General features: G+C 44.4%; 17 protein-coding genes and 1 pseudogene. All 18 read left to right on the forward strand.

What is annotated here, in order from left to right; translation table 11 throughout:
• The first annotated feature begins 201 nt into the window (after positions 1 to 201).
• The 18 genes and pseudogenes from QMA13_RS00295 (at position 202) to QMA13_RS00380 (ending at position 22,882) form a co-directional block, all read left to right on the forward strand.
• Positions 202 to 2,712 carry a S8 family serine peptidase gene (locus tag QMA13_RS00295; RefSeq protein ID WP_282938768.1) on the forward strand — a complete coding sequence of 837 codons (2,511 nt, stop codon included), beginning with the start codon at positions 202 to 204 and terminating at the stop codon, positions 2,710 to 2,712.
• Positions 2,713 to 2,732: 20 nt separating this feature from the next.
• Complete coding sequence (locus QMA13_RS00300) at positions 2,733 to 2,984, forward strand: DUF1146 family protein (RefSeq protein ID WP_282938769.1); 252 nt, start codon at positions 2,733 to 2,735, stop codon at positions 2,982 to 2,984.
• 327 nt (positions 2,985 to 3,311) lie between these two features.
• Positions 3,312 to 4,631, forward strand: a complete 1,320-nt coding sequence (murA, locus tag QMA13_RS00305; protein WP_282943184.1) for a UDP-N-acetylglucosamine 1-carboxyvinyltransferase — start codon at positions 3,312 to 3,314, stop codon at positions 4,629 to 4,631.
• 173 nt (positions 4,632 to 4,804) lie between these two features.
• A complete protein-coding gene (spoIID, locus tag QMA13_RS00310) occupies positions 4,805 to 5,845 on the forward strand; it encodes a stage II sporulation protein D (protein WP_282938770.1) in 1,041 nt (346 codons plus the stop codon).
• A gap of 67 nt (positions 5,846 to 5,912) precedes the next feature.
• Complete coding sequence (locus QMA13_RS00315) at positions 5,913 to 6,647, forward strand: M23 family metallopeptidase (protein WP_282938771.1); 735 nt, start codon at positions 5,913 to 5,915, stop codon at positions 6,645 to 6,647.
• 189 nt (positions 6,648 to 6,836) lie between these two features.
• Positions 6,837 to 7,123, forward strand: a pseudogene (gene spoIIID / locus QMA13_RS00320) (sporulation transcriptional regulator SpoIIID).
• A 188-nt stretch (positions 7,124 to 7,311) separates the two neighbouring features.
• A complete protein-coding gene (mreB, locus tag QMA13_RS00325; protein WP_282938772.1) occupies positions 7,312 to 8,310 on the forward strand; it encodes a rod shape-determining protein in 999 nt (332 codons plus the stop codon).
• 45 nt (positions 8,311 to 8,355) lie between these two features.
• Complete coding sequence (locus tag QMA13_RS00330; protein ID WP_282938773.1) at positions 8,356 to 9,270, forward strand: flagellar hook-basal body protein; 915 nt, start codon at positions 8,356 to 8,358, stop codon at positions 9,268 to 9,270.
• Positions 9,271 to 9,406: 136 nt separating this feature from the next.
• Positions 9,407 to 10,273, forward strand: a complete 867-nt coding sequence (locus QMA13_RS00335; RefSeq protein WP_282938774.1) for a flagellar hook-basal body protein — start codon at positions 9,407 to 9,409, stop codon at positions 10,271 to 10,273.
• A gap of 26 nt (positions 10,274 to 10,299) precedes the next feature.
• On the forward strand, positions 10,300 to 10,545 hold the full coding sequence (locus tag QMA13_RS00340) for a DNA-directed RNA polymerase subunit beta (protein WP_282938775.1): 246 nt from the start codon (positions 10,300 to 10,302) through the stop codon (positions 10,543 to 10,545).
• Between the two features lie 109 nt (positions 10,546 to 10,654).
• Positions 10,655 to 11,209, forward strand: a complete 555-nt coding sequence (locus QMA13_RS00345) for a CDP-alcohol phosphatidyltransferase family protein (protein WP_282938776.1) — start codon at positions 10,655 to 10,657, stop codon at positions 11,207 to 11,209.
• Positions 11,210 to 11,429: 220 nt separating this feature from the next.
• Positions 11,430 to 11,867, forward strand: coding sequence for a 3-hydroxyacyl-ACP dehydratase FabZ (gene fabZ / locus QMA13_RS00350; RefSeq protein WP_282938777.1), 438 nt, complete (start codon positions 11,430 to 11,432; stop codon positions 11,865 to 11,867).
• A 43-nt stretch (positions 11,868 to 11,910) separates the two neighbouring features.
• Positions 11,911 to 13,617 carry a phospho-sugar mutase gene (locus QMA13_RS00355; RefSeq protein ID WP_282938778.1) on the forward strand — a complete coding sequence of 569 codons (1,707 nt, stop codon included), beginning with the start codon at positions 11,911 to 11,913 and terminating at the stop codon, positions 13,615 to 13,617.
• A 16-nt stretch (positions 13,618 to 13,633) separates the two neighbouring features.
• The gene (locus QMA13_RS00360; protein WP_481858116.1) at positions 13,634 to 15,694 is read left to right on the forward strand and encodes a DUF5693 family protein; all 2,061 of its coding nucleotides are present in this window, start codon (positions 13,634 to 13,636) and stop codon (positions 15,692 to 15,694) included.
• A complete protein-coding gene (gene csaB, locus QMA13_RS00365; protein ID WP_282938780.1) occupies positions 15,667 to 16,791 on the forward strand; it encodes a polysaccharide pyruvyl transferase CsaB in 1,125 nt (374 codons plus the stop codon). Before QMA13_RS00360 ends, csaB begins: the two co-directional genes overlap by 28 nt.
• Positions 16,792 to 16,838: 47 nt before the next feature.
• A complete protein-coding gene (locus QMA13_RS00370) occupies positions 16,839 to 17,531 on the forward strand; it encodes a WecB/TagA/CpsF family glycosyltransferase (protein ID WP_282943186.1) in 693 nt (230 codons plus the stop codon).
• Between the two features lie 128 nt (positions 17,532 to 17,659).
• A complete protein-coding gene (locus QMA13_RS00375; RefSeq protein WP_282943187.1) occupies positions 17,660 to 18,769 on the forward strand; it encodes an MraY family glycosyltransferase in 1,110 nt (369 codons plus the stop codon).
• Positions 18,770 to 19,006: 237 nt separating this feature from the next.
• Positions 19,007 to 22,882 (forward strand): S-layer homology domain-containing protein, encoded by a 3,876-nt coding sequence (locus QMA13_RS00380; RefSeq protein ID WP_282938781.1) that lies wholly within the window; start codon positions 19,007 to 19,009, stop codon positions 22,880 to 22,882.
• Positions 22,883 to 23,032: the final 150 nt, after the last annotated feature.

Here is a 23,032-nt window from a genome sequence, read left to right on the forward strand (position 1 = left end):
GCTTTTTTTTGGTTAATAACCAGTAGGTTGCAGATTCGATGATACGTTTTGACACCTAGGAACGAGTGTACCCCGTTCCCAGAATGAAGTTCATAAAACCTCCATCATTTACTAGGTTGTTTTCAGAAAACACAGCAGGAAACCGCACATCTTTATCGAAATAGTAAAGCTACTCCAATAAGCAAAGAAGGAACCATGAATATGCTGCATAAATTAGCGACTCGCCAGCTCGCTCATTGGATCATTGGTGTCGTTATGCTGCTCGTATTTGCCGGACAAGCCATAGCGGCGCAGGCTAACGACCCTTTAGCAGAAAAACAAACTTACTTGAAGCAGATCCATATCCATGAAGCGTGGGATGTGGTTAAAGGTAACTCGAATATTACTATTGCCATAGTGGATACAGGCGTTGATTTGAATCATCCTGATTTGAAAAAAAACTTGGTGCCTGGAGTCAATCTGGTGAATCCAAAGCTGCCGCCTCAAGACGATAATGGCCATGGGACGAATGTAGCCGGAATCGTAGCGGCAGAAACTAATAATGATAAAGGGATTTCAGGTATTTTATGGAATGCCAGAGTAATGCCTATTAAAGCATTGGAATCAGATGGTTCCGGAGGAGAAGCCAAACTTGGGGAAGGTATACGATATGCTGTTGATCATGGGGCTAAAATCGTTGTCCTTTCCCTCGGTTTAAATAAATATTCAACCTATTTGAGCGATATTGTCCGTTATGCGGAAGAGAAGGATGTCCTTCTCGTTGCGGCAGCAGGAAATGAAGGGAACAGTGTCAAGTATCCTGCGGCATACCCTACCGTGTTAGCTGTTGGCGGGGTGACAGCTGATGGTATAGTACACGAACGCTCCAATACAGGACCGGAGATTGATCTTGTTGCGCCATGGGACGTATTTACAACTGCGCTGGGTGGTTCTTACGAATACAAGGATGGCACTTCCATGGCGGCTCCGCAAGTTGCTGCGGTAGCAGCTTTGGCGTGGAGTAAGTATCCAAACATGAAGGCCTACGAAATTCGTCAGCTGCTTCGTCAAACGGCGGACGATGTGATGACCACCGGGTGGGATCAAGAAACGGGATACGGCTTGCTTCGCGCCGACCGGGCCTTAACGGAAATGCCGCTTCTGGATATATATGAACCGAATAACCGCAAGGATCAAGCCAAAGCGCTCTCCATCAGTAAAATGATCTCAGCCTCCTTCTCTGGTGGTTCAGATCAAGATTGGTTCTACCTTGATGCCCCTTACGATGGGACTGTTAATTTAACCTTCAATTTACAGGATGGTCAATCGGTCGCGGTTCAGCACACAGATGTCAAAGGCACCTTTACAGGAGTGACGGCAGTACCCGGACAGCCCGTAGCACTGAAGGTTAGCAAAGGGCGGAGTTATTTGCAATTTCATTTGACCGACCGAAACCAGAAAAACGAAATTCCATACAAGCTGACGACGTCTTTTGACATATACCGAGACGCATTTGAGGATAATGACCGACAGTATAAAGCTTATGTACTTCCATCGCGCAGTCAAACCATCAAGGGAACATTTCACCAGATGAATGATCAGGATTGGTTTGAGTTCCCCGTGGAACAATCCGGGATGCTAACTTTTCACCTCAGCACCGATACAGCTCGGATCGATCCGGTCCTATATGTGCAGAAGCAAGGGGAGAAAGGAATTACCGTTGATGAGGGAGGAGATGGGGTTACAGAGGTGCTGGTACTGCCGGAGGTGTTTCCGGGCAAATATTATATTCGCGTCAGCAATGTCAAAGAGTATGCATTCCCCGTTACTGGGGAATACACGTTAAAAATAGAGTATGATGCGAAACAAATCGATCCTAATGAGCCTAACAACCGCTCTTATCAGGCGACAGCGATATCCTTGGATACGGAATATATCGGATTGATCGACAAAGTGGATGATATCGATTGGTTCCAATTCCAGCTTAACGAAGAAAGCTATGCTCAGGTGGGTCTGACAGGAATTCCTCGTGGAGTGAACATGTATGCCTTCTTATATGACAGAAGCATGAAGCCGATAGCTAGCTCCAATTCAACGAGTGCGATTCAACTGAATGAACGACTTCCTGCCGGAACCTATTATTTGAAGTTAACGGCAAGTGCGCCTTTCGATCGTGATGTGTACCAGATCATTGTAAGTGCCAAGCCATTAATCGGCGGCTATGCTGATGTCGCAGGTCATTGGGCGTTAAACAGCATTTTGGAGATGGGAAGCAAGCAGATCGTAAATGGTTACGACGATTATACGTTCCGACCGGATCTCCCGATTACTAGGGCGGAGGCAACCGCGATCATTAGCAGAGCCTTCAAGCTGAATAAGCAAAAGAACATTAATTATACGGATGTTGCTGCGAATCATTGGGCGTACGCAGATATTGCCAAAGCGGCACAAAGCGGTATTATCGACGGTTATCCCGATCAATCCTTCGCTCCTGACCAGCCGGTAAGCCGAATGGAGATGACTGCGATGATTGCCAGAAGCATGAATATATCGGGTAAAAAGCGCGGTGCTGTGCCGTTTACGGATGTTGACGACGATTATTGGGGAGTAGGGATTTTGAAGCAAATGAAAGCAGAAGGCTGGATTGCCGGCTATGCGGATGGAAGCTTTAAACCGGATCAACAAGCATCTCGGGCTGAATTCGTAACGATGCTTGCTAAAATTATGCCTTAGTGTGAGAAGTGGGGTCGAATATGGATTATGTACAGCAAATGAATACCTCCATGGGAATGAACGGGATGATCAATATTTTCATTACTTTGATCTGTATCGCTTGTTCCTGGTGGGCGCTCCAAGAGTTGCATTTCGACAAAATCGTTAAAAAACCAAAAAGTGTTCAAAGTAAAGTGCTTCAGATTTTGTTATCCGTTGGTTTAGGCTATCAGGTGGCCCGCTTTTTCATTGATTATTTTAATTGGTCTACTTGGTTGTCGGGGATGTTTTAATTTGCTGCCAAAGGATTAATTACCTAGTAAGACATCTGAGAACACTGTACAAGTGAAGTGATGAATGAGCCGGTAATGTGGAGATAAGCGGCTTCGCTGCATGTTGAGAAGTGTTTCCGTTCAAAAAGGTTAACATAAAAGCTAGGCCTAACGTTTCGCGAATAACTAAGGTGAATATTGTCAACAATGGATAGTACAACCGTTGTAAATCCCTTGTTTGCTCCGAACAGTATCATGATTGGTTTTTCAAAATGAAAATTTACATGCTGAAGGTTCAATGCTAAACTAGTACAGTGTGCAATGAAAACAGCGCGGAGGGGGACCATGATGAGCAAAATTATCGTCCGCGGCGGCCAGAGATTGTCAGGCAAAGTTAGAATTCACGGTGCAAAGAACGCCGTATTGCCGATTATCGCAGCCTCTATTTTGGGTACAGAAGGAGACAGCGTAATCCACGACGCACCTCCCCTGGACGACGTCATCGTTATTAATAAGGTTTTGGAAAGTCTCGGAGTACAGATAGAATATAAAGATGAAACTATACGCGTCAATGCTCGGAACATTCAAACGTGCGAGGCTTCCTATGAGTTGGTCCGTAAAATGAGAGCTTCTTTTCTTGTTATGGGACCGTTATTGGCCCGTATGGGTCAAGCGAGGATTTCTTTGCCGGGCGGCTGTGCCATCGGTACTCGACCCATTGACCAGCATTTAAAAGGCTTTGAAGCGATGGGAGCAGAGATCGAACTGGGTCAAGGCTACATCGAAGCAAGAGTCTCGGGCCGTCTGAAGGGTGCAAAGGTGTACTTGGATGTGGCAAGTGTTGGGGCAACGGAGAATATTATGATGGCGGCTACACTGGCAGAGGGAACCACTACCATCGAGAATGCAGCCAAAGAACCGGAAATTGTCGACCTGGCTAACTATCTCAATGCGATGGGAGCTAAAATTCGCGGTGCCGGAACCGGTCTGATTCGGATTGACGGCGTGGAGAAGCTAAGCGGTGCAGTACATACGGTAATACCGGATCGGATTGAAGCGGGTACATATATGATTGCTGCTGCGATTACAGGAAGCGATTTGTATATTGAAGGCGCGATCGGCGACCACTTAAGGCCAGTTATTTCTAAGATGCAGGAGATGGGAGTAAACTTCGAGGAAGACGAGAATGGCCTTCGCGTGTTTACCGAAAGAGCCCTTCGCTGTGTTGATGTGAAGACGCTGCCGTATCCAGGGTTTCCTACCGATATGCAGTCTCAGATGATGGCGCTTTTGCTCACTGCCGACGGTACCAGCATTGTGACGGAAACCGTATTTGAAAATCGGTTTATGCATGTAGAGCAGTTGGTCAATATGAACGCATCCATTAAAGTTGATGGCCGTGCAGCTGTTATAAGCGGAGGCGGCAGGCTGCGTGGAGGTAAAGTGTGTGCGACGGATCTTCGTGCTGGCGCGGCCCTTGTGCTAGCAGCTCTAGCGGCTGAAGGTGAGACGGAAATTACTGGTATCCATCATATTGATCGAGGCTATGTGGATATTGCGAACAAGCTGCGTCTACTAGGTGCGGACATTCAGCGGGTGCCACTCGAAGTCCTTGAGCCGGAAGAAGAATCGATTTCCATCTTTGCGGTCAGTCCAAGCTTGGCTTAATTCGATAGAAATGTGCGACAAGAGGAGAATCTCTCAGAAGATGAGGACTCCTCTTTTTTGTTTCCTATTTCCGTGTTCTATTCTATTTTTCGGGCTCATAAGATGGAGTTACCTGGACTGGTAGTAACAATAAACTGTCTTAGAGCCGACAGAAGATGGAGGAAATAGAATCGATGAACAAGAGAGTGATGATCCAATGGGCTGCTGTATCTTTAACTAGTTTCTTAGCCGTCATAATCATAGTACCCACCATTCTCGTAAAAACCGTAACCCCACCCACGTCGGTAGAGAGACAACCAGAATCCCTAGCTGCTCAGCTCGATAATCAAGAAGGGACCTCCTCCCTTGTAATTCCCGTCTATCTAACTAAGACCAAGCAAGTGGAATCGATTCCTCTAGAAGCTTACGTAAGAGGCGTTTTGGCTGCCGAGATGCCGATAGAGTTTGAGTTGGAAGCGATGAAGGCTCAGGCGATGGCGGCGCGAACGTATATCATTCGGAGGATAGTGGAGCAAGATTTCAGCAATATGCCGGTGACGAATGCCTGGGTAACGGATACAATCGCCCATCAAGCTTATGTTTCCGATGAAGAGTTGAAGGCCCGTTGGGGCACCGCCTATCAAGCTAACTTGGACAAGTTAAATCTGGCCGTTAATGAAACGAAGGATATGATTTTAACCTATCAACAAAAACCAATCCAAGCTACCTTCTTCTCTACCAGCAACGGTTATACCGAAAACTCGGAAGACTACTGGAATGAATATATCCCGTATTTACGAAGTGTTCCGAGTCCATGGGATGTTAAGCTATCACCGCGTTACAAAGAGACGACTACCATTTCACTAAAAGAGCTGCAAAGTAAGCTAGGCCTACGCGGAAGTATCCCGGTTTCAGCTAATGCTAGCGGCGGATTAAAAATAGTACAGATGACAGAAGGTCACAGGATTAAGAAAATGACGATTGGCGGAAAAACATTTACCGGCCGTGAGGTACGTGAGAAGCTGGGCCTAGCCTCCTCTCAATTCCAATGGAGCTGGAAGGGAACTAACCTTCAGATGACTACGTTTGGATACGGTCATGGAGTAGGGATGAGTCAGTGGGGAGCTAATGGGATGGCATTGGAGGGACGCAAAGCGGAGGAGATCGTCAAGTACTTTTATACAGGAATTGAAATTAATAGAACCTCAAACCTATTAAAAGGCAAAAGTTTCTAAAAAAATAGATCATCTCGCGTATAAAACTCGTATCCGTGGCAACAATGGTTAGCGAGGTGATAAATCTATGAATGATCAAAAGAGAGATTTGCAAAACAATGAAGAGGCTCCTAAAACTATCGAAGGAGCGCAAACCAAACCAGCTTTTTCCTGGAAAAGATTACTTGCGAAAAAGTGGGTGTTTCCTGCAACTTACATGGCAGCGGCGGCAATTATCTTAACGTTAATGTGGGTGTACCAGGATGCCGGAAAGTCGACCCTTACCAATGAATTGGGAATCGACAGCAGCAAATCGGCAACGGTAACCGACAATGTGATGAAGCCGGATGCAGTAGCTGTCAACGCAAACACCGAAACGATGCAATGGCCGTTCAAGGATCGCAGTGAGCTCGATGTGGTACTTCCGTATTTTGATAGTAAAGCTTCTAACGAAGTAAGACAGACGGCAATGGTTGAGTATGGCGACACCTTTACTCCACACATGGGAATGGATTTCTCCAGACCCGACAATCAAGCGTTTGACGTCATGGCAGCAATGAGCGGTAAGGTAACAGCAGTTGAGAAAAATCCTGTAGTCGGCAATTTGGTTGAAATCACGCACTCTAACGGTTTGGTTACCGTGTATCAAAGCTTAGCGGATATTAAAGTAACCAAAGATGCTGAAGTGAAAAAAGGCGATATTATCGCTAAAGCCGGCCGTAACGAACTGGAGAAGGAACAAGGTAACCACCTTCACTTCGAGGTTCGTCAAGGCGAGAATGGCCAAGCTGTCAATCCGGAAACCTTTTTGACAAGTCATTAATTCGAACTAGGAATAAAGTTGGCTGGGGGCGCATAGACGCTCCCTTTTTTTCGCATCAAAGCCTGCCATTGCCGCTTGTCCTTGAAAATAATTGTGGCTTAATGGGCTTGTCACGCTTGGAAACAAAGAATATAAGTAAACGCCCCTCATATAATGTACCAAACTAACTCGAGTAGGGAGGCGAGGGGAGTGCACGATTACATTAAGGAGCGAACCATCAAAATCGGACGTTGCCTAGTGGAAACTAAGCATACGGTTCGCACAATCGCGAAAGAATTCGGTGTTTCCAAGAGTACGGTGCACAAGGATTTAACCGAAAGACTGCCCGAAATTAACCCGGATCTGGCTAATCAAGTGAAGCATATTTTGGAGTATCACAAGTCGATTCGTCACTTGCGCGGGGGGAAGCAACAAAGATCAAATACCGGAAAACACGCAGCCCAAAAGCTCAGGATAAACTGGTAACCGCAAAGTAAATGATTATGATTTCGTTTACACTCCCCCAAACCGATCCGAACCGACAACAGAAAGCGATAATTGTCGAAAAAACCGATTGAAAAAGAGGATTTTTAAATCGAATAGCGAATGGTATACATTAACGATTATAATAGAGGTACCGCTTCTGTTTAAGGAATGGACGGTTTGTTTAGGGAGGAACATTTCAATGTTAAGCAAGGATATTGGCATAGATCTTGGGACAGCGAACGTCCTGATTCACGTGAAAGGGCGCGGCGTTGTACTGGATGAGCCGTCGGTTGTCGCCATTGAAAGCGACACGAAGAGGGTGCTGGCCGTAGGGGAAGAAGCGTTCCGCATGGTGGGACGTACTCCTGGAAATATTGTGGCTATTCGCCCTCTTAAGGACGGTGTCATTGCTGACTTCGAAATTACGGAGTTAATGCTCAAGCATTTCATTAATAAGGTAGGAGGAAAGCAGTGGTACAGTCACCCGAGGATCCTCATCTGCGCTCCAACCAACATTACATCCGTGGAACAAAAAGCGATTCGTGAAGCGGCTGAGCGAAGCGGAGCACGTGAGGTGTTTTTAGAAGAGGAGCCTAAAGCGGCTGCGATCGGCGCAGGTATGGACATTTACCAGCCTAGCGGTAATATGGTCGTGGATATCGGTGGGGGGACGACGGATGTTGCCGTGCTTTCAATGGGCGATATCGTCACCTCCTCTTCTATTAAAATTGCGGGGGACAAGTTCGATAATAGTATTATGAAGTATATCAAGAGCAAATATAAGCTCCTGATCGGAGAAAGAACCTCCGAAGATATTAAAGTGAGAGTTGGAACGGTATATCCGGACGGACGTAAGGAAACGATGGATATCCGCGGCAGGGATATGGTGAGCGGGCTGCCGTTGACGATTAACATCAACTCGAATGAGATTCAGGAAGCGTTGTGGGATCCAGTTTCTTCGATCGTGGCAGCAGCCAAGTCAGTGCTTGAGCGCACACCGCCGGAATTATCGGCAGATATTATTGACAGAGGCGTTATTTTGACAGGCGGCGGAGCTTTATTGCACGGGATCGATCAATTGCTAGCGGACGAGCTTAAGGTGCCAGTCCTTATTGCGGAAGATCCGATGCATTGCGTCGTAAAAGGTACCGGCATTATGTTGGACAACCTGGATAAGGTTTCTAAACGGAAGTTTTAATTGACATACACTACTTAACTGACACGTCTGGGAGGATACATAACCATGCTAAGAGGTCTTTACACCGCAGCTTCGGGAATGATTTCACAACAGCGCAGACATGACATCGTGACTAACAACATCGCTAACATTAATACACCGGGCTTCAAGCAGGGGAATGCAATCAACCGTTCATTTCCTGAAATGCTCATTTCACGTATCGGGAATGGCAAGGACGAGCCTCAAGCCGTTCCAGTTGGCCGACTAAACACAGGCGTGATGGCGGAGGAAAATGTCTCTGTCCATAAGCAAGGTGATATCCAGGAAACGAGCAATCCGTTCGATTTCGCCATTGTGTCCAATATGCAAGTGCCAGGCGCTAGTTTTGATGCTTCAGGTAAGTATGTGGATGCGAATGGACAAAGAATTAGCCAACCCCAAGCTTTATTTACCGTACAGGATGTTAATGGAGAGCAGCGTTATACATTGGACGGCAAGTTCTCAGTCGATGTGAATGGACAGTTGATTTCTACGGACGGTCTTCCTGTGGTCGGAACAGATGGACAACCTATCGTGTTGATGGATACTGTACAACAAACGCCGATTACCGATTTTCGCATTAACAAGGCAGGGCAGTTTTTTAACCCTGATGGCAGTGAGATCTTAAATGCGAACAATCAGCCGGTAAACTTGTTGATCAGCCGAATTGAGGATCCGAACCAATTGGTGCGTCAAGGAAATGGTTTATACCGTTTAAATCGGGGATCTGAAGGCTTGGCAAGAGCTATTGATCCGAACAATCCTAATGATATGGAGCAATTGGAAGTACGCCAAGGCTTTATTGAGCGCTCCAATGTGGATGGAAGTCAATCGATGATAGATATGATGTCTGCTCTGAGAGCCTATGAGGCGAACCAGAAGGTTGTTCAGTTTTATGATAAAAGCATGGAAAAAGCCGTTAATGAGGTCGGCCGAGTGTAAGTTGATTGACTAGCTTACGAAGTTAGCTTTGCTAAAGCAAAGCTCAGCAGTGCTTACGAAGTAAGTTTTGCTTCGCAAAACTCAGTAGTGCTTACGAAGTTAGCTTTGCTAAAGCAAAGCTCTTGGGAGGAAACGCATGAACAACTCAATGATCAACGCGTCTGTTTCAATGCAAGCTCTGCAGCAAAAGCTCGACCTACTATCCAACAACATCGCTAATATCGATACGAATGGATATAAACGTAAAGAAGCATCCTTCCAGGATGTCCTGACCAGCGTGAAGCAGCAGCCTGAGGGATTTCAAAAGCAGGGACGCTTATCTCCTCTTGGCTACAATCAGGGATGGGGAGCGCGGCTTGTACAGGCTCAGCTTAATATGGGACAAGGATCCTTGGAGCCTACAGGCAATGATCTGGATTTGGCTGTGGAAGGTAATGGTTTATTCGAGATCAATAGTGTTACTAAGGATGCCAACGGAGCGTTAACGGCTCAAACCGTATGGACGCGAGATGGCTCTTTTCAGGTGAGCCCTTCGGATAACCCGGCTGATGCCGACTTCTTTCTGATGACGAAGGACGGCCGTTACGTGATGGGAACCGACGACACTCCGATCCGAATACCTGCCAATCATAAGGTGAAGATCGAAGAAGATGGCACGATTATGGCGATGAATGATGCCGATAAATCAGCTCCGCCTGTAGAAGTTGGTCAGATCAAAATGGTCCGCGTTCTTCGGCCTCAGCTTCTGCAGCAGCTCGGTGATAACCTATATAGTTTACCAGCCGGTGTTACAAATCGTCAGGATATTTTGGAAAATGTGGCGACAACGGACAATACAGTAAATAGGGTGGCCATTCGTCAAGGCTTTTTGGAGAAATCGAACGTGAAATTAGCCGATGAAATGACGGATCTGCTTCAAGTGCAAAGGTCATTCCAATTAAACTCGAGAGCGATCACATCTTCGGATACGATGATGGGTCTTGCGAATAGCTTGCGTGCGTAAGCTCTTTTTGAAGTGAGGTTGGTGTAATGACAGAAGCAGCATCAAAAAAAGAAAGTAAAGACAAAGCAAAGAAACGGCCTAAGTCCTCGAAAAAGTGGATGAGAGTTACCTTTTTAATAGGTAAGTGGTTATCGATTCCTGTTTTATGTGTGGTTGCTTTAGCTGTAGGGCTCGTCTTGGGATATGTCTATTTAGGCAAGCGTCCTATGGACGATGTCTATGAAGCGGAGACGTGGCGCCATTTGTACGATCTGGTCTTTTCCCAAACATAATCTCTAATAGAAGCTCCCTTGGTGGGAGTTTTATTTTTTGTCCAAGAACGGTATAATATATGGATGGGACGGATACCCAAATCACGTGGAAGGGGAGAAAGGTTTTTACGTGTGGAACTTACCTAATTTGTTAACGGTATGCCGATTTTTTCTTATCCCCGTGTATTTGTTGGTGTTCGAAGCAGGCTATGTCAGAACCGCTTTTTTGGTTCTTTTATTGGCGGGAATGACGGATGTGCTGGATGGATATATTGCTCGCAAGCAGAAGCTCGTAACACAGCTAGGCAGTATGCTGGATCCTCTAGCGGATAAAACGATGATGATTACGGTTATTCTCTCCTTGGTTTTTTCCAAGATGATTTCATGGGAAGCAGCTGCGGCTATGTTTTTGCGTGATGTGGGGATGATTGTAGGGTCAGGGATCTTTCACTTTAGGGGCAAGCAGACGGTTCCAGCTAATGCTATGGGCAAGCTGACCACCGTTCTATATTATGTTGCCATACTGCTGATTATCTTTAAGTTCCCTTATGCCAGTGCCTATTTGTGGTTTGTTATTATCGTTTCTTTTGTAACGTCGACCATCTATATTTTCCAGTTTTATTTACTTAATAAGAAGGGTAATGAGATTCCGATGGATATCGATACTCAGAAGCCTAATGTATGATGGATGCTACTTTCGATAGGTCTGTCTGTGCATTTTAGACAAGCATCGCGAGATACTTCTTTTATTTAAAAAGAGCTTATGTCTAGGCCGGCATACGCTGGCAAACCTATACATAAGCTCCCTTATATCAACCTTCACTACTGCAGGTCATGAAGGGATAGCTATAGTGTAAGTTGAAAGAAAAGTTTTTATACCCAACCTTGGAAGGAGCAACATTACCGTGCTGGATGCCGTACAAATTCAAGAAATTATTCCTCATCGATACCCGTTTTTGCTTGTAGACCGAATATTAGAGGTGGAAGCCGGCGTCAGAGCGGTGGGGCTTAAAAATGTAACGATTAACGAACCTTTTTTTGCAGGCCATTTTCCAGGTTATCCGGTCATGCCTGGAGTACTGATTGTTGAAGCTTTGGCTCAAGTCGGTACTGTTGCGATGCTGCAAGTAGAAGCGAATCGCGGGAAACTTGGTTTCTTTGCTGGCATTGATGAATTTCGTTTCCGCGGACAGGTCGTTCCTGGAGATACACTAACGTTAGAAGTTGAAATTACTCGCCTCAAAGGATCGATTGGTAAAGGACAGGCTGTTGCCAAAGTGGGCGATAAGGTTGTAGCGGAAGGTACCCTTATGTTTGCTCTATCCGATCCCGCTAAAAAATAATTAAATTTTGTTACTATTATATAGGTCTAAAAGGAGATGGATTATGAGCACGCAAAACCGGGTGGAAGAACAATACAAACTATGGTTGAACGACCCTGCCATCGATGAAGACACGAAGAATGAATTGAACAGCATTGCAGGCAACCCAAAAGAAGTCGAGGATCGTTTTTACCGTGATCTCGAATTCGGAACTGGAGGGCTAAGAGGAGTCATTGGTGCGGGCACAAACCGCATGAACGTATATACAGTAGGTAGGGCAACACAAGGATTGGCACAGTTTGTAAATAAAAATGGGCACGATAATCCATCGGTGGTTATCGCTTATGATTCTCGCAACCAATCACCGGAATTCGCTCTGGAGGCTGCTAAAGTTTTGGCGGGCAATGGGATTAAAGCTTATGTTTTTGAATCGTTGCGTCCTACACCGGAGCTGTCCTTTGCTGTAAGAGTCTTGAAAGCCTCTGCGGGCATTGTTGTTACGGCTAGCCACAATCCTCCTGAATATAACGGGTATAAGGTGTATGGCTCTGACGGTGGACAGCTAGTGCCTGATCAGGCTGAGCAGGTTATTGGTGAGATTCAGCAGATTCAATCTTTCAGTGATGTTAAGCGTGAAGAGCGCGCCAAGGCGGAAGCTTCCGGGCTGCTGCAGTGGGTTGGCGAGGAGCTGGATGAGCAGTATGTTGAGGCCGTCTCTGCCATCAGTCTGAATCAAGATGTTGTGAAAAAAATGAGCGATAGCTTCCGAGTTGTCTATACTCCGCTGCACGGGGCTGGGAATTTATCAGTAAGAGCGGTATTGCAAGCTGTGGGCTTCAACCATGTTGATGTTGTTGCAGAACAGGAGCTTCCGGATGCCAAGTTCTCCACAGTAAAATCTCCGAACCCGGAGGAAAAGGAAGCCTTCACTCTAGCTATTCGTCAAGCTAAGGAAGTTGATGCGGACATTATTATCGGGACGGATCCTGACTGTGACCGAATGGGTGCGGTAGTAAAGGATGCGAACGGCGAATACTTCGTCCTGACAGGCAATCAATCGGGGGCCATTATGGTCGATTATTTGCTCAGCAATCTTAAAGATCGCGGCACACTCCCAGCCAATGGAGTTGTTATTAAAACCATCGTGACTAGTGAAATGGGTGCGGTCATTGCAAAGTATTACGGTGTAGAAACATTAAATACTTTGACCGGATTTAAATATATTGGTGAAAAAATGACGCAGTTCGAAGCCTCCAAAGAAGCAGAGTTTTTGTTCGGCTATGAGGAAAGCTATGGTTATTTGGCTGGTAACTATGCTAGAGATAAGGATGCGGTCATCGCTTCCATGCTTATTTGTGAAGCTGCGGCTTATTATAAGAACCAAGGAAAGACACTGTACGAGGTTCTTCAGGAGCTATATGAGCGTCATGGCTATTTCCTGGAGTCGCTGGAATCCCGGACTATGAAAGGGAAGGACGGCGTAGAGCAAATTCAGGGCATTATGCGTGACTGGCGTGATAACCCTCCAGCGGAAGTAAACGGGCAAACGGTCGATAGGGTGGAGGACTTCTCCCTTGGTTTGTACGGATTGCCTGTTGAAAATGTATTGAAATATACGCTGGCGGATAATTCATGGTTCTGCTTGCGGCCTTCCGGCACAGAGCCGAAGATTAAAGTATACTTTGCTGTCCGCGGCAATTCAGCGCAAGCAGCCTCCGACACGATTCATGGATTGGTTAACGCCGTCATGAACCGGGTTGACCAAAAATAACGGTAGGAGTTGGAACGTGTTGACTGGGCGTTACTTGCACTGGAATCGTAAATGTATCAAATGGCTATGGTGGTTGGTTATCCTTGGACTGTTGGCTTCTTTGCCTATAGCATATGAAAGAAATGAGACCGAGCAGCAAACGGCACGCAAGGTTGAAATTGTATTCGATTATCGGGATTTGCTTGAAATTTCCGATACGCAAACCGACCCTCGTCAGTTTGTTATGACTCAGCTCAAAGAATTGAAGAGCGCAGGCGTTCAATCTATGGCTGTCTATGAGTCAACGTTAAGCGAGCTTAGACTTAGCCGTAGGATAGAGGTATTCTCTTCACATGAAGCGACTGCCTTAACACAGAGCCCGATTTCTCCTAACGAGAACTTTACTTATATTTTGTTCGCCGAGAAGGACGCTCAAGAAAAGCTGCAGCCATTAATCACCCAAACCTTTGCTAACTTAAATGTAAAAACACGTCCGTGGAGCTTTAAAAACCAAAACGGTATGATTATCGAAATGGGCTTGGACGAAGCTAACCTCAAGCCGATGGACCCGGATCCTATGACGCTTCAAATGCTGAAGGAGCAAGGCTTCCAAATCGTGATGAGAATGTCCAATCGCAGACCTTTCGATGAAGCGCGTATGGATACCTTGCTTGGACAATTGCAGCAGCTGGGAGTCAAGCGTTTTATCATCGATGGAGAGAATGTACCGGGATATATCAGCGAGTCCAAGCCGGAAAATCTTGAAATCATGGCTGAATTGATGAAAAAACATCATATGGGCTTAGCGAACATCGAATTGCAAAAGACTCAGCAAAAAGGGTTTAACCGTTTAGCAAAATTAATCGACTACAATGTCGTACGTTTGCACTCCTTCACTGAGAAGGATGGAGAGAAACTGACGGAGAACTTGACTGAACAAGAATTAGACGATCGTATTCAGGGTGTTGCTGACCGCTTTGTATTGGCTGTTAAAGATCGCAACATTCGAATGGTATTTCTAAATGCACGTGCGGTCAAAAACCTGGATAAAGGTAAAATTTTGAATCCTTTGGATTCCCTACGCGAAAGCCTAAAAGGACCGGATGGTGCTATTCCCCGTATTAAAGAAGCAGGATTTACAATGGGGATAGCAGAGCGCTTCTTCCCATTCCATTCCGAATGGCAGAAGGTTGCCAAAGCCGTATTGTTTGTTGGAGCAATCGCTTTAGTTGCTATAACCGTAGCTGCTTTTATACCGGAACTTGCGTTGTTTGTTTTTATCGTAGGGTTAGTGGGAGCCGCGGGATTGTACGTGTTATCGCCGAACTTGTTTGCTCAAGCGTTGGCTCTGGCTTCCGGAACATGTGCTCCTACGTTAGCGATTATTTATGCAATACGATCGGCCAAAGCGAAATATCAGGCAGGGACAGGCTCACGACTTGGTTTCGCCATTTGGCTGCTGCTGCGGACATCGGCGATTTCGGTTATTGGCGTACTGTTCATAGTAGGATTATTGAATCAAATTATTTATCCTCTAGTGATAGACCAATTCAGAGGCGTAAGTGTACTCCACATGCTTCCAATCGTTCTTGTTGCTCTATATTGGCTGCTGTTTAATGAGGACCTTTCCCACCGAGAGAAAATCGCTAAAGGGAAAAAGCTGCTATCTTCGTATATCAGCGTGCTATGGATTATCGGTGCAGCCGCTATTGTAGGCGCAGGAATGTACTACTTATCAAGAACAGGGAATGAGGGGCAGGCTTCTGCCTTCGAACGGTTGTTCCGCTCTTTCTTGGAGAATACATTGGGTATTCGCCCGAGAACCAAAGAGTTTTTGATTGCTCATCCGTTATTCCTGTTGGGAGCTTACTTGTGCGTGAAATATCGCAATGCTTTGCTTCTTATCTTGGTGGGCGTGGTCGGTCAAGCCTCTATCGTTGATACCTTTGCACATTTGCATACACCACTTATGATCTCGTCGATTCGAATCGTTTATGGTTTATCGTTTGGATTACTGATCGGGATTGGCTATATCGTCATTTGGGAGATTGTTGTAAGGAGTTGGCGTCGTTGGACCCCGTTGTTACTAAAAGAATAGTCCTGTCCGGTTACTATGGCTTCGACAATAGCGGTGACGAGGCCGTGCTGCAATCCATCCTTCTTGCTTTAGAGGAACAAGGAAAGGCGACTGGAGTACGATTCGTACCCGTCGTTCTTTCGGTTCAACCGGAGAAGACAAGCAGAACGTACGGGGTCGAATCTGTACATCGGATGAGGCTCGGTCAAGTTATTCGCGCGATTCGTGGGGCAGACGGGTTGATCAGCGGCGGCGGCAGTCTTTTGCAGGATGCGACTAGTGCCAAGACGATTCCTTACTATTTGGCTATTTTGAAAATAGCACAGTGGTTGGGTAAACCGACCTTTATCTACTCACAAGGAATAGGGCCAGTGAACCGCAGTCTATTTTTCGGATGGATTCGTTCTATTTTTAATAAAACGCAATATATATCCGTTCGAGACCGAGAATCCAAAGAGCTGCTTCAAAAAATGAAGGTGTCTAAAGAGATCACGGTTGTGCCTGATCCAGTTATGGGAATGCCGCTTGGCTCCTATGAGGCGGATAAACATCAGACAATGGATAAACCGGTCATCGGTGTTTCCGTTCGTTATTGGAATCAGGACCGTTCTGAGCTAAAAGCTCTTGCTGAAGCCTTACGGCTTATGCTGGAGAAAAGTGAGGCGGACCTACGGTTTCTACCTTTTCATCTTCCTTCAGATGCGGCTGCATCAGATGAAGTACGTGCTCAGATAGGTGAAAAATTTCAGTCTCGAATTACTTCGGCCGTTAATGTCACACATCCCCAGCATATGCTTGCGGAAGTTAGTCGCTGTCACTTATTAATAGGCATGCGATTGCATTCCCTCATTTATGCCGCTTCACAAGAAGTGCCGATGCTGGGCATTTCTTACGATCCGAAGATCGATCAATTTATGAAACGGCTGCAAATGCCCATTATTGCAACGACGAAAAGTATGCAGCCCGATTTGGTAGCAAAAGAAGGTTTACGATTGCTTAAAGAGCGTTCATCATGGCGCGAAGATAAAAAAGGGCTAATTTACTCACTTAAGAACGAAGCACAAAAGCCTGCACAGTATATGGCTTCATTTTTCACCAAAGGAAGGGATTCCAAGTGACGATACCGAAAGTGTCCATATTCGGCGTACCGTTCTCCAAACTAAATATGAAGGACACGGTCGACCATATAGCTCAGATGATTGAGTCCAGGCATCCGCATCAAATCATTACGGCTAATCCGATTATGGTCATGTCTGCCTTGGAAAACGCGGCCTATCTCGAGATGATGAAAAAAGCGGATCTGATTGTGCCTGACGGAACAGGAGTTGTATGGGCAGCCAATTATGTTGGCAACCCAGTAGCTGAGCGGGTTACGGGATTTGATTTGATTCAAAATCTAATGCGGCTGGGCCAGTCCAACGGGTGGAAAATATTTTTGCTCGGGGCATCCCCTGAAATTATCGAAGCTGCAGCGAATCGTTTAAAGGAACAGTATCCTAATCTGCAGTTAGTTGGGTACCGGGATGGATATTTCAAATCCGATGAGGATCAAAAGATCATTGAGAATATAAGATCCCACAATCCGGACATCCTATTGGTAGGAAGGTCTGCAGATACACAAGAACCCTGGATTGCCAAGTATAAAGAACAGCTTCAAGTTCCGGTTATTATGGGGGTTGGTGGGAGCTTTGACGTGATGTCCGGTAAATTGAAACGGGCACCAAAGTTATTCCAAATGCTGCGTCTGGAGTGGTTTTACCGATTACTTCAAGAGCCATGGCGTTATAAACGAATGCTGGTCCTGCCGAAATTCGCAATGAAAGTGATCCGCGAAAAGGATGCCGTACAGAGACCTTGAATATAACTATGAAAACTTACTGATAACCGCCTGATTTCCTTAAAATTAATGTGGTGTTACGGTCTCAAACGGAGTATAATCTGAAGTGTTTGAGGTTTTTATAGATAAAAGGGGCTGTGAAAACAAAAATGATTGTATTATACGGAATTGGATTTGCTGTCGCATGCTTAATTGCCCTTCTAATGACACCTTTGGTAAAAAAGTTTGCTTTCTGGGTAGGCGCTGTTGATGCACCCAATCATCGGAAAGTACATAGTCGTATCATGCCGAGGCTGGGCGGGTTGGCCATTTTTGTTGGATTTGTAGGTGCTTACTTTGTTATCTCACCCGCCATTGAATCCTTGAACGGAGACGTTGCATTGGGACTGCTTATCGGAGGGGCCATTATCGTATTGTTAGGCGCCTTGGATGATCGATTTGATTTGTCTCCAAAAGTTAAATTGCTTGGGCAAATTCTTGCAGCGTGTGTTGTCGTATATTCCGGCGTTGTTATTGATCTTGTAAATGTACCTTTTGGCGACACAACCATTTCCTTAACCTGGTTAGCAGTTCCGCTTACGATCTTCTGGATTGTCGGAGTTACGAATGCGATTAACCTTATTGACGGTCTGGACGGACTGTCGGCAGGTGTATCGGGTATTGCGACAACAACGATTCTTATATTGGCTTTGATGATGGGAAACGTTACCGTAGTTTTGTTGAGTATGATATTGCTCGGCAGCATTGTTGGCTTCTTATTTTATAACTTTCATCCTGCCAAAATTTTTATGGGCGATTCTGGCTCGCTATTTCTTGGATTCAGCTTGGCGACGTTGTCCATCTTGGGCTTTAAACAAGCGACTGTACTATCCTTGCTTGTACCTATTATGATTCTTGGAGTACCTTTGTCAGATACCTTCTTCGCTATATTGAGACGTTGGGTAAATAATTTGCCTATCTCGAAACCGGACAAGAGCCATTTACATCATTGCTTACTTCAGTTGGGCTTTAGCCATCGGGTTACCGTCTTGATTATTTATGGAGTTGCTTCCATCTTCGGAGGCGCGGCTGTACTGCTTTCTTACATGTCGGAGCAGCAAGCTATTTGGGGAATGGTATTACTCATTGTTATTTTCGTCGCAATATTAGTACTGGGAGCAGAAGCTATCGGCATTATTAGTCAGACGAAGAAGCCAGTCCTACAATTCATCCAAAAGATACGAGGATTGTCCGGCGATAGATCACGGATGATCAAGTAAATAAATATAGAAACGAATCCCAGACCTTCATAGGTTTGGGATTTTTTGTTTTTGTCTATTTTCAGGATTCGCTAAATTTTTCATATCATAAAGCCGATAAGTAAAGTACACGAAACTTTTTTACTGCTGCGGCAGCCTATATTTGCAGTAAAACGAGCAGGGGGGCTTTTTTAACGGAAAGGGCTAATGACAGCATGTAACAAATATCAAGGAAATATGACATAAGGAGGAACCATTTTGAAACGATTAACTTACAAATGGACGAGCTTTTCCATTGTATTAGCTCTTGTTTTAAGTTTAGTGGCACCTTTAACGGCGTTTGCTGAAGTAACATTGAGCGTAACGAATTTGCAGTATCGTAATACACCTTATGAGCCTGGTAAAGATCCTGATCCCACTAAGCAAAACCTTCCTGTCGACCAATTTACGAGTAACCCTATTCCAGTGGTAGCTGATGTGAATGGTCTTAGTGATGACGAAATCACCAATATTTACTTTGAAGTAACGAACGTGAAAACAGGTAAATCTATGGTAGATAAAACAAGCAAGCCGGTTAAGACAGGCAATAATGAAATTACATTTAATAATGTAACTTTAACTGAAGGTCTTAATAAGATTGTGCTGAGATACGATGGGACGGTAAATACGGCTTCCGCACCGAGCTGGGCTTACTATGTTCCGGTATCTACTATTAACGATCTTGCTATTAATGGTGACAACATTATTGATGGGCAGATGTTCCCTAAGAAGGCCCCATACTCCGGAGCGACGATTACTGGTTCAGCTGGTAACGCAACAAGTATCGAAGCTTATCTAAACGGAAGCAACACCTCGTACCACCCTGCTAACTTTACACGTGGTACATTCACGTATATTACGAATACTGGTCGTACGAATGACATCAAGTTTGTACCAGGTGATAATGAGATTAATTTTGTTTCCAAGAATACCACGAACACGTACAACTTAACGAAATCATTTATTTATGATGACGGTAAGGCATTTGCTTACGGTGCAATGATTGACACCAAAAATGGAACCGCAGCGACCAAGATAAGTGCTGCACAAACCCCGACTTTGCAGCAGGATTCTAGTACTAATGGAAACGTAACGTTCTCTACTGCTTTAAAGACAACACGAACAGGTACAGTATCTGACTACGTCTATGCCGATATTGAAATGGTTGGTACTGGTGGTGGGTACAGGGTACACTACAATTTTAATGATAAAAAGTTAACGCTTCTTGATATTGATGGCAATATTGTTTCTAATCCTAATGGTTCATTGAATAATGGGTTAACCCCTGTTTTTGTTCCGGCACTTAATGATGTAAACACTAATGTTACTGTAGATACCTCAAAGGCTTACGAAGTGCATAACATTCAAGTGGATTTACCGGTAAATATGAGCCGCAGATTCCAGCAGATTGATGTAACCTTTACACATAAAAATTTGATTGATACAACAAAATCCAGCTTTAACTTTAACGTTGTTGATAGTAATGCTCCATATGTGAAATCGGTTGAACGTATTATTTCCGGATCCTCAGATAACCCTAAGTTAATTGAAACCGGAAAAAACCAAATTACAGAATTTCCAGCAACGCTAATGATAACAACGGATAAGGCTTCTCAAGTTATGGTCAAGATAAATGGAGCTCCTTACAACGATGGTATAAGCGGCAATGCTTCAGGTTTATATACAATTAATAACAACAGCGTAAATGTCATTTTGCAGGGCCTTCGTGACGGAGTTACCACTCTTGAAATCATTCCTTATACAAGTGGCGGAACCGCAGTTCCTGCAGGCTCTAAATCTTATGATCTTCAAGTTTCCGCTGCCCCCTATATTATTGTAGATAATATTTACAATGGAATGGTTGTAAAAAATATTAGCGAAATAGTCTGTGCAGGCGGCAGCAATATATGTATTACGGGTAGAGTAGTCAACTTGGGTGGCAATGGAGAATTAAATGTATCTATTAATAATAAAAAAGTAGATATCAGTGATATTACCTATACTACTCCAAACAAATTTGCGGTTAATCTTGATTTAACCAAAGCAGAATCATTTTTTGGTAAAGATGATGGAAGAAAGACCATTCATTTCGATATATATATTGGTGGTCAAAAAGTATCAGAAGCAAGCTACGATATTTTCGTTTTCAGTCAATTCCTTCCGACTATCGTAAGTTTTGCGCCGGATTATGATCCTAAGGATGTTCGTTACACGAAAGATACTAAGCCGGATACTTACTTTACAACATCAAATGAAATTAAGATCAGCGGTTCAGCGGCAAATGCTAATGAAATACAAGTGACTTATCTAAAACCAGGTAATACAACACCCAATAATGTAGCTATTTCGCCGACTGCAGCAGGGGCTGTAGCTACGCCTTTTAGAAATACCGGAGATCCAATTAAACTTACAGAATATGGTGCATATACTTTCACTGTAATAGTTAAGAACAACAGCGGGGCGACTGTTTCCAAGTCATTTACGATTACACGTGAGCCAACACCGTATTTAATTGAAGAGCCGCAGCTTATTAAAAATGAAGCAGGCAAAGACCAAGCTAACATCAACAAGAACTTTCAGAAAATTAAAATCTTAGCTGAAAATGCGGACAGCGTAGTTTTCGGTAAGGATCAAGCTGTTAAATCAACAAAACCAAACGAAACTGACACTTATTATTATGAAGCAACGAATTTAAAGCCTGGTAAAAATGAAATCAAATTTACTATTAACCGTGCAGCAGGTAAGCTAAGTGGCAGCTTTATTTTATTCAACGTGGATACACCTATTGAAGGCAACCAATATAAATCGTTACTAACCTCCAAAATGAGTGTGTTCAATGCGGATATTCAACTAAGCTTCCCTAAAGATACTAAGCTAATGCGTAATGACCGTGCAGCGGAAAAACAGTATATTTCGGCTGATCGTAAAATATTGTTTGGTATTGCCAGCAATGACGATGGTCGAGTAGATAAAGAAATGGAAGATCGTGGCGGGAAAAACTTCCTCATCGAAACTACCGGACGTTATAAACCGGCAAGCAAACGATTCTGGATTGATGCTGGATCTATTGAAGAGATAAGAGGCTCCAACCAAGAGGAAAAACTGAAGGATGCTCTTGAAGGTAGCGGACGATTACCCAACTTACCTTCTGATTTTGGTTCTTCTAACGATGTGTTCTATAACCGATATTTAAAGGATAATGTTATCCCTACCAAAAGGGGGACATTAACGTTGAAATATGATGCCAATATTCGTGATGATGCTTGGAAATATGTCACAGTATTTGAATTCGGTACATTCTCCGATAATAATGGTGAGCCGAATCAGACGCGGGCTGAGTGGAGAAATATTGGCGGAGTGGTTGATCTCAGCAAAAATACCATAACGGTTCCTTTTGACTCGTTTGGTTATTATCAAGTTATGTATATGGATAACAGCTTTGATGATGTAACAGGTCATGCATGGGCACGAGATTACTTGGACATTTTATATTCTAAAGGCATGATGAATAATAAAAATTCTACTCCTGAGAAATTCTCTCCGGATGAATCCATCACTCGTGGTGAATTTGTTACTATGCTAGTTAAAATCTTTAACATTCCATTAGATAATGATGATACTAGCATGCCAATAGATAATAATGTGAAGACAGATGGAACCTTCAAAGATGTGCAAAGAGGAGATATTCCTGGTTCCGATGGTCTTTATGACTTCAAACACATTGAGGCAGCGGCTAGAGCAGGGATTGTAAGAGGCGGTAGCGACGGTTATTTTGGGCATCATGATGCCATTACCCGTCAAGATGCAGCGGTTATGATTGCTCGTGCATCGGATTTGAAGTTGAACTCCGATGATAAGAAAGCATTAGCTTCGCTGCAAAAATCCTTTACAGATGGCGGCAACGTTGATTATTACGCCAGACCTGCGGTTGAAGCAGCTACCAAAGCCGGCTTGATCGAGGGAATGCCGAACGTTCTTCTGGAAGGTCAGAAGAAACAAACATACCGTTTTGCACCTAAAGATTATTTCTCGCGTGCGGAAGCAGCGGCAGTAGCTATTCGCGTGTTGAAACAACAAAAGAAAATACCTAAATAAACAGATGTTAAAAACTCGCCAAAGCGTTAGCGCGGCGGGTTTTTTCTTTATTTAAACATTGGAAAATAATACGTGATGACGAAGATGATATATCGTTGTATACTAAGTTTCGTGAGTGAGAGAGTGTACGAAACTGATATACGAAATGAT

Origin of the sequence: Paenibacillus sp. RC67 (genome assembly GCF_030020805.1) — a bacterium.
GTDB lineage: Bacteria > Bacillota > Bacilli > Paenibacillales > NBRC-103111 > Paenibacillus_S.

Coding starts and splice junctions, on each gene's coding strand:
- QMA13_RS00295 (WP_282938768.1), top strand. CDS start 202: ATGCTGCATAAATTAGCGACTCGCCAGCTCGCTCATTGGATCATTGGT.
- QMA13_RS00300 (WP_282938769.1), top strand. CDS start 2,733: ATGGATTATGTACAGCAAATGAATACCTCCATGGGAATGAACGGGATG.
- murA (WP_282943184.1), top strand. CDS start 3,312: ATGAGCAAAATTATCGTCCGCGGCGGCCAGAGATTGTCAGGCAAAGTT.
- spoIID (WP_282938770.1), top strand. CDS start 4,805: ATGAACAAGAGAGTGATGATCCAATGGGCTGCTGTATCTTTAACTAGT.
- QMA13_RS00315 (WP_282938771.1), top strand. CDS start 5,913: ATGAATGATCAAAAGAGAGATTTGCAAAACAATGAAGAGGCTCCTAAA.
- mreB (WP_282938772.1), top strand. CDS start 7,312: ATGTTAAGCAAGGATATTGGCATAGATCTTGGGACAGCGAACGTCCTG.
- QMA13_RS00330 (WP_282938773.1), top strand. CDS start 8,356: ATGCTAAGAGGTCTTTACACCGCAGCTTCGGGAATGATTTCACAACAG.
- QMA13_RS00335 (WP_282938774.1), top strand. CDS start 9,407: ATGAACAACTCAATGATCAACGCGTCTGTTTCAATGCAAGCTCTGCAG.
- QMA13_RS00340 (WP_282938775.1), top strand. CDS start 10,300: ATGACAGAAGCAGCATCAAAAAAAGAAAGTAAAGACAAAGCAAAGAAA.
- QMA13_RS00355 (WP_282938778.1), top strand. CDS start 11,911: ATGAGCACGCAAAACCGGGTGGAAGAACAATACAAACTATGGTTGAAC.
- QMA13_RS00370 (WP_282943186.1), top strand. CDS start 16,839: ATGAAGGACACGGTCGACCATATAGCTCAGATGATTGAGTCCAGGCAT.
- QMA13_RS00375 (WP_282943187.1), top strand. CDS start 17,660: ATGATTGTATTATACGGAATTGGATTTGCTGTCGCATGCTTAATTGCC.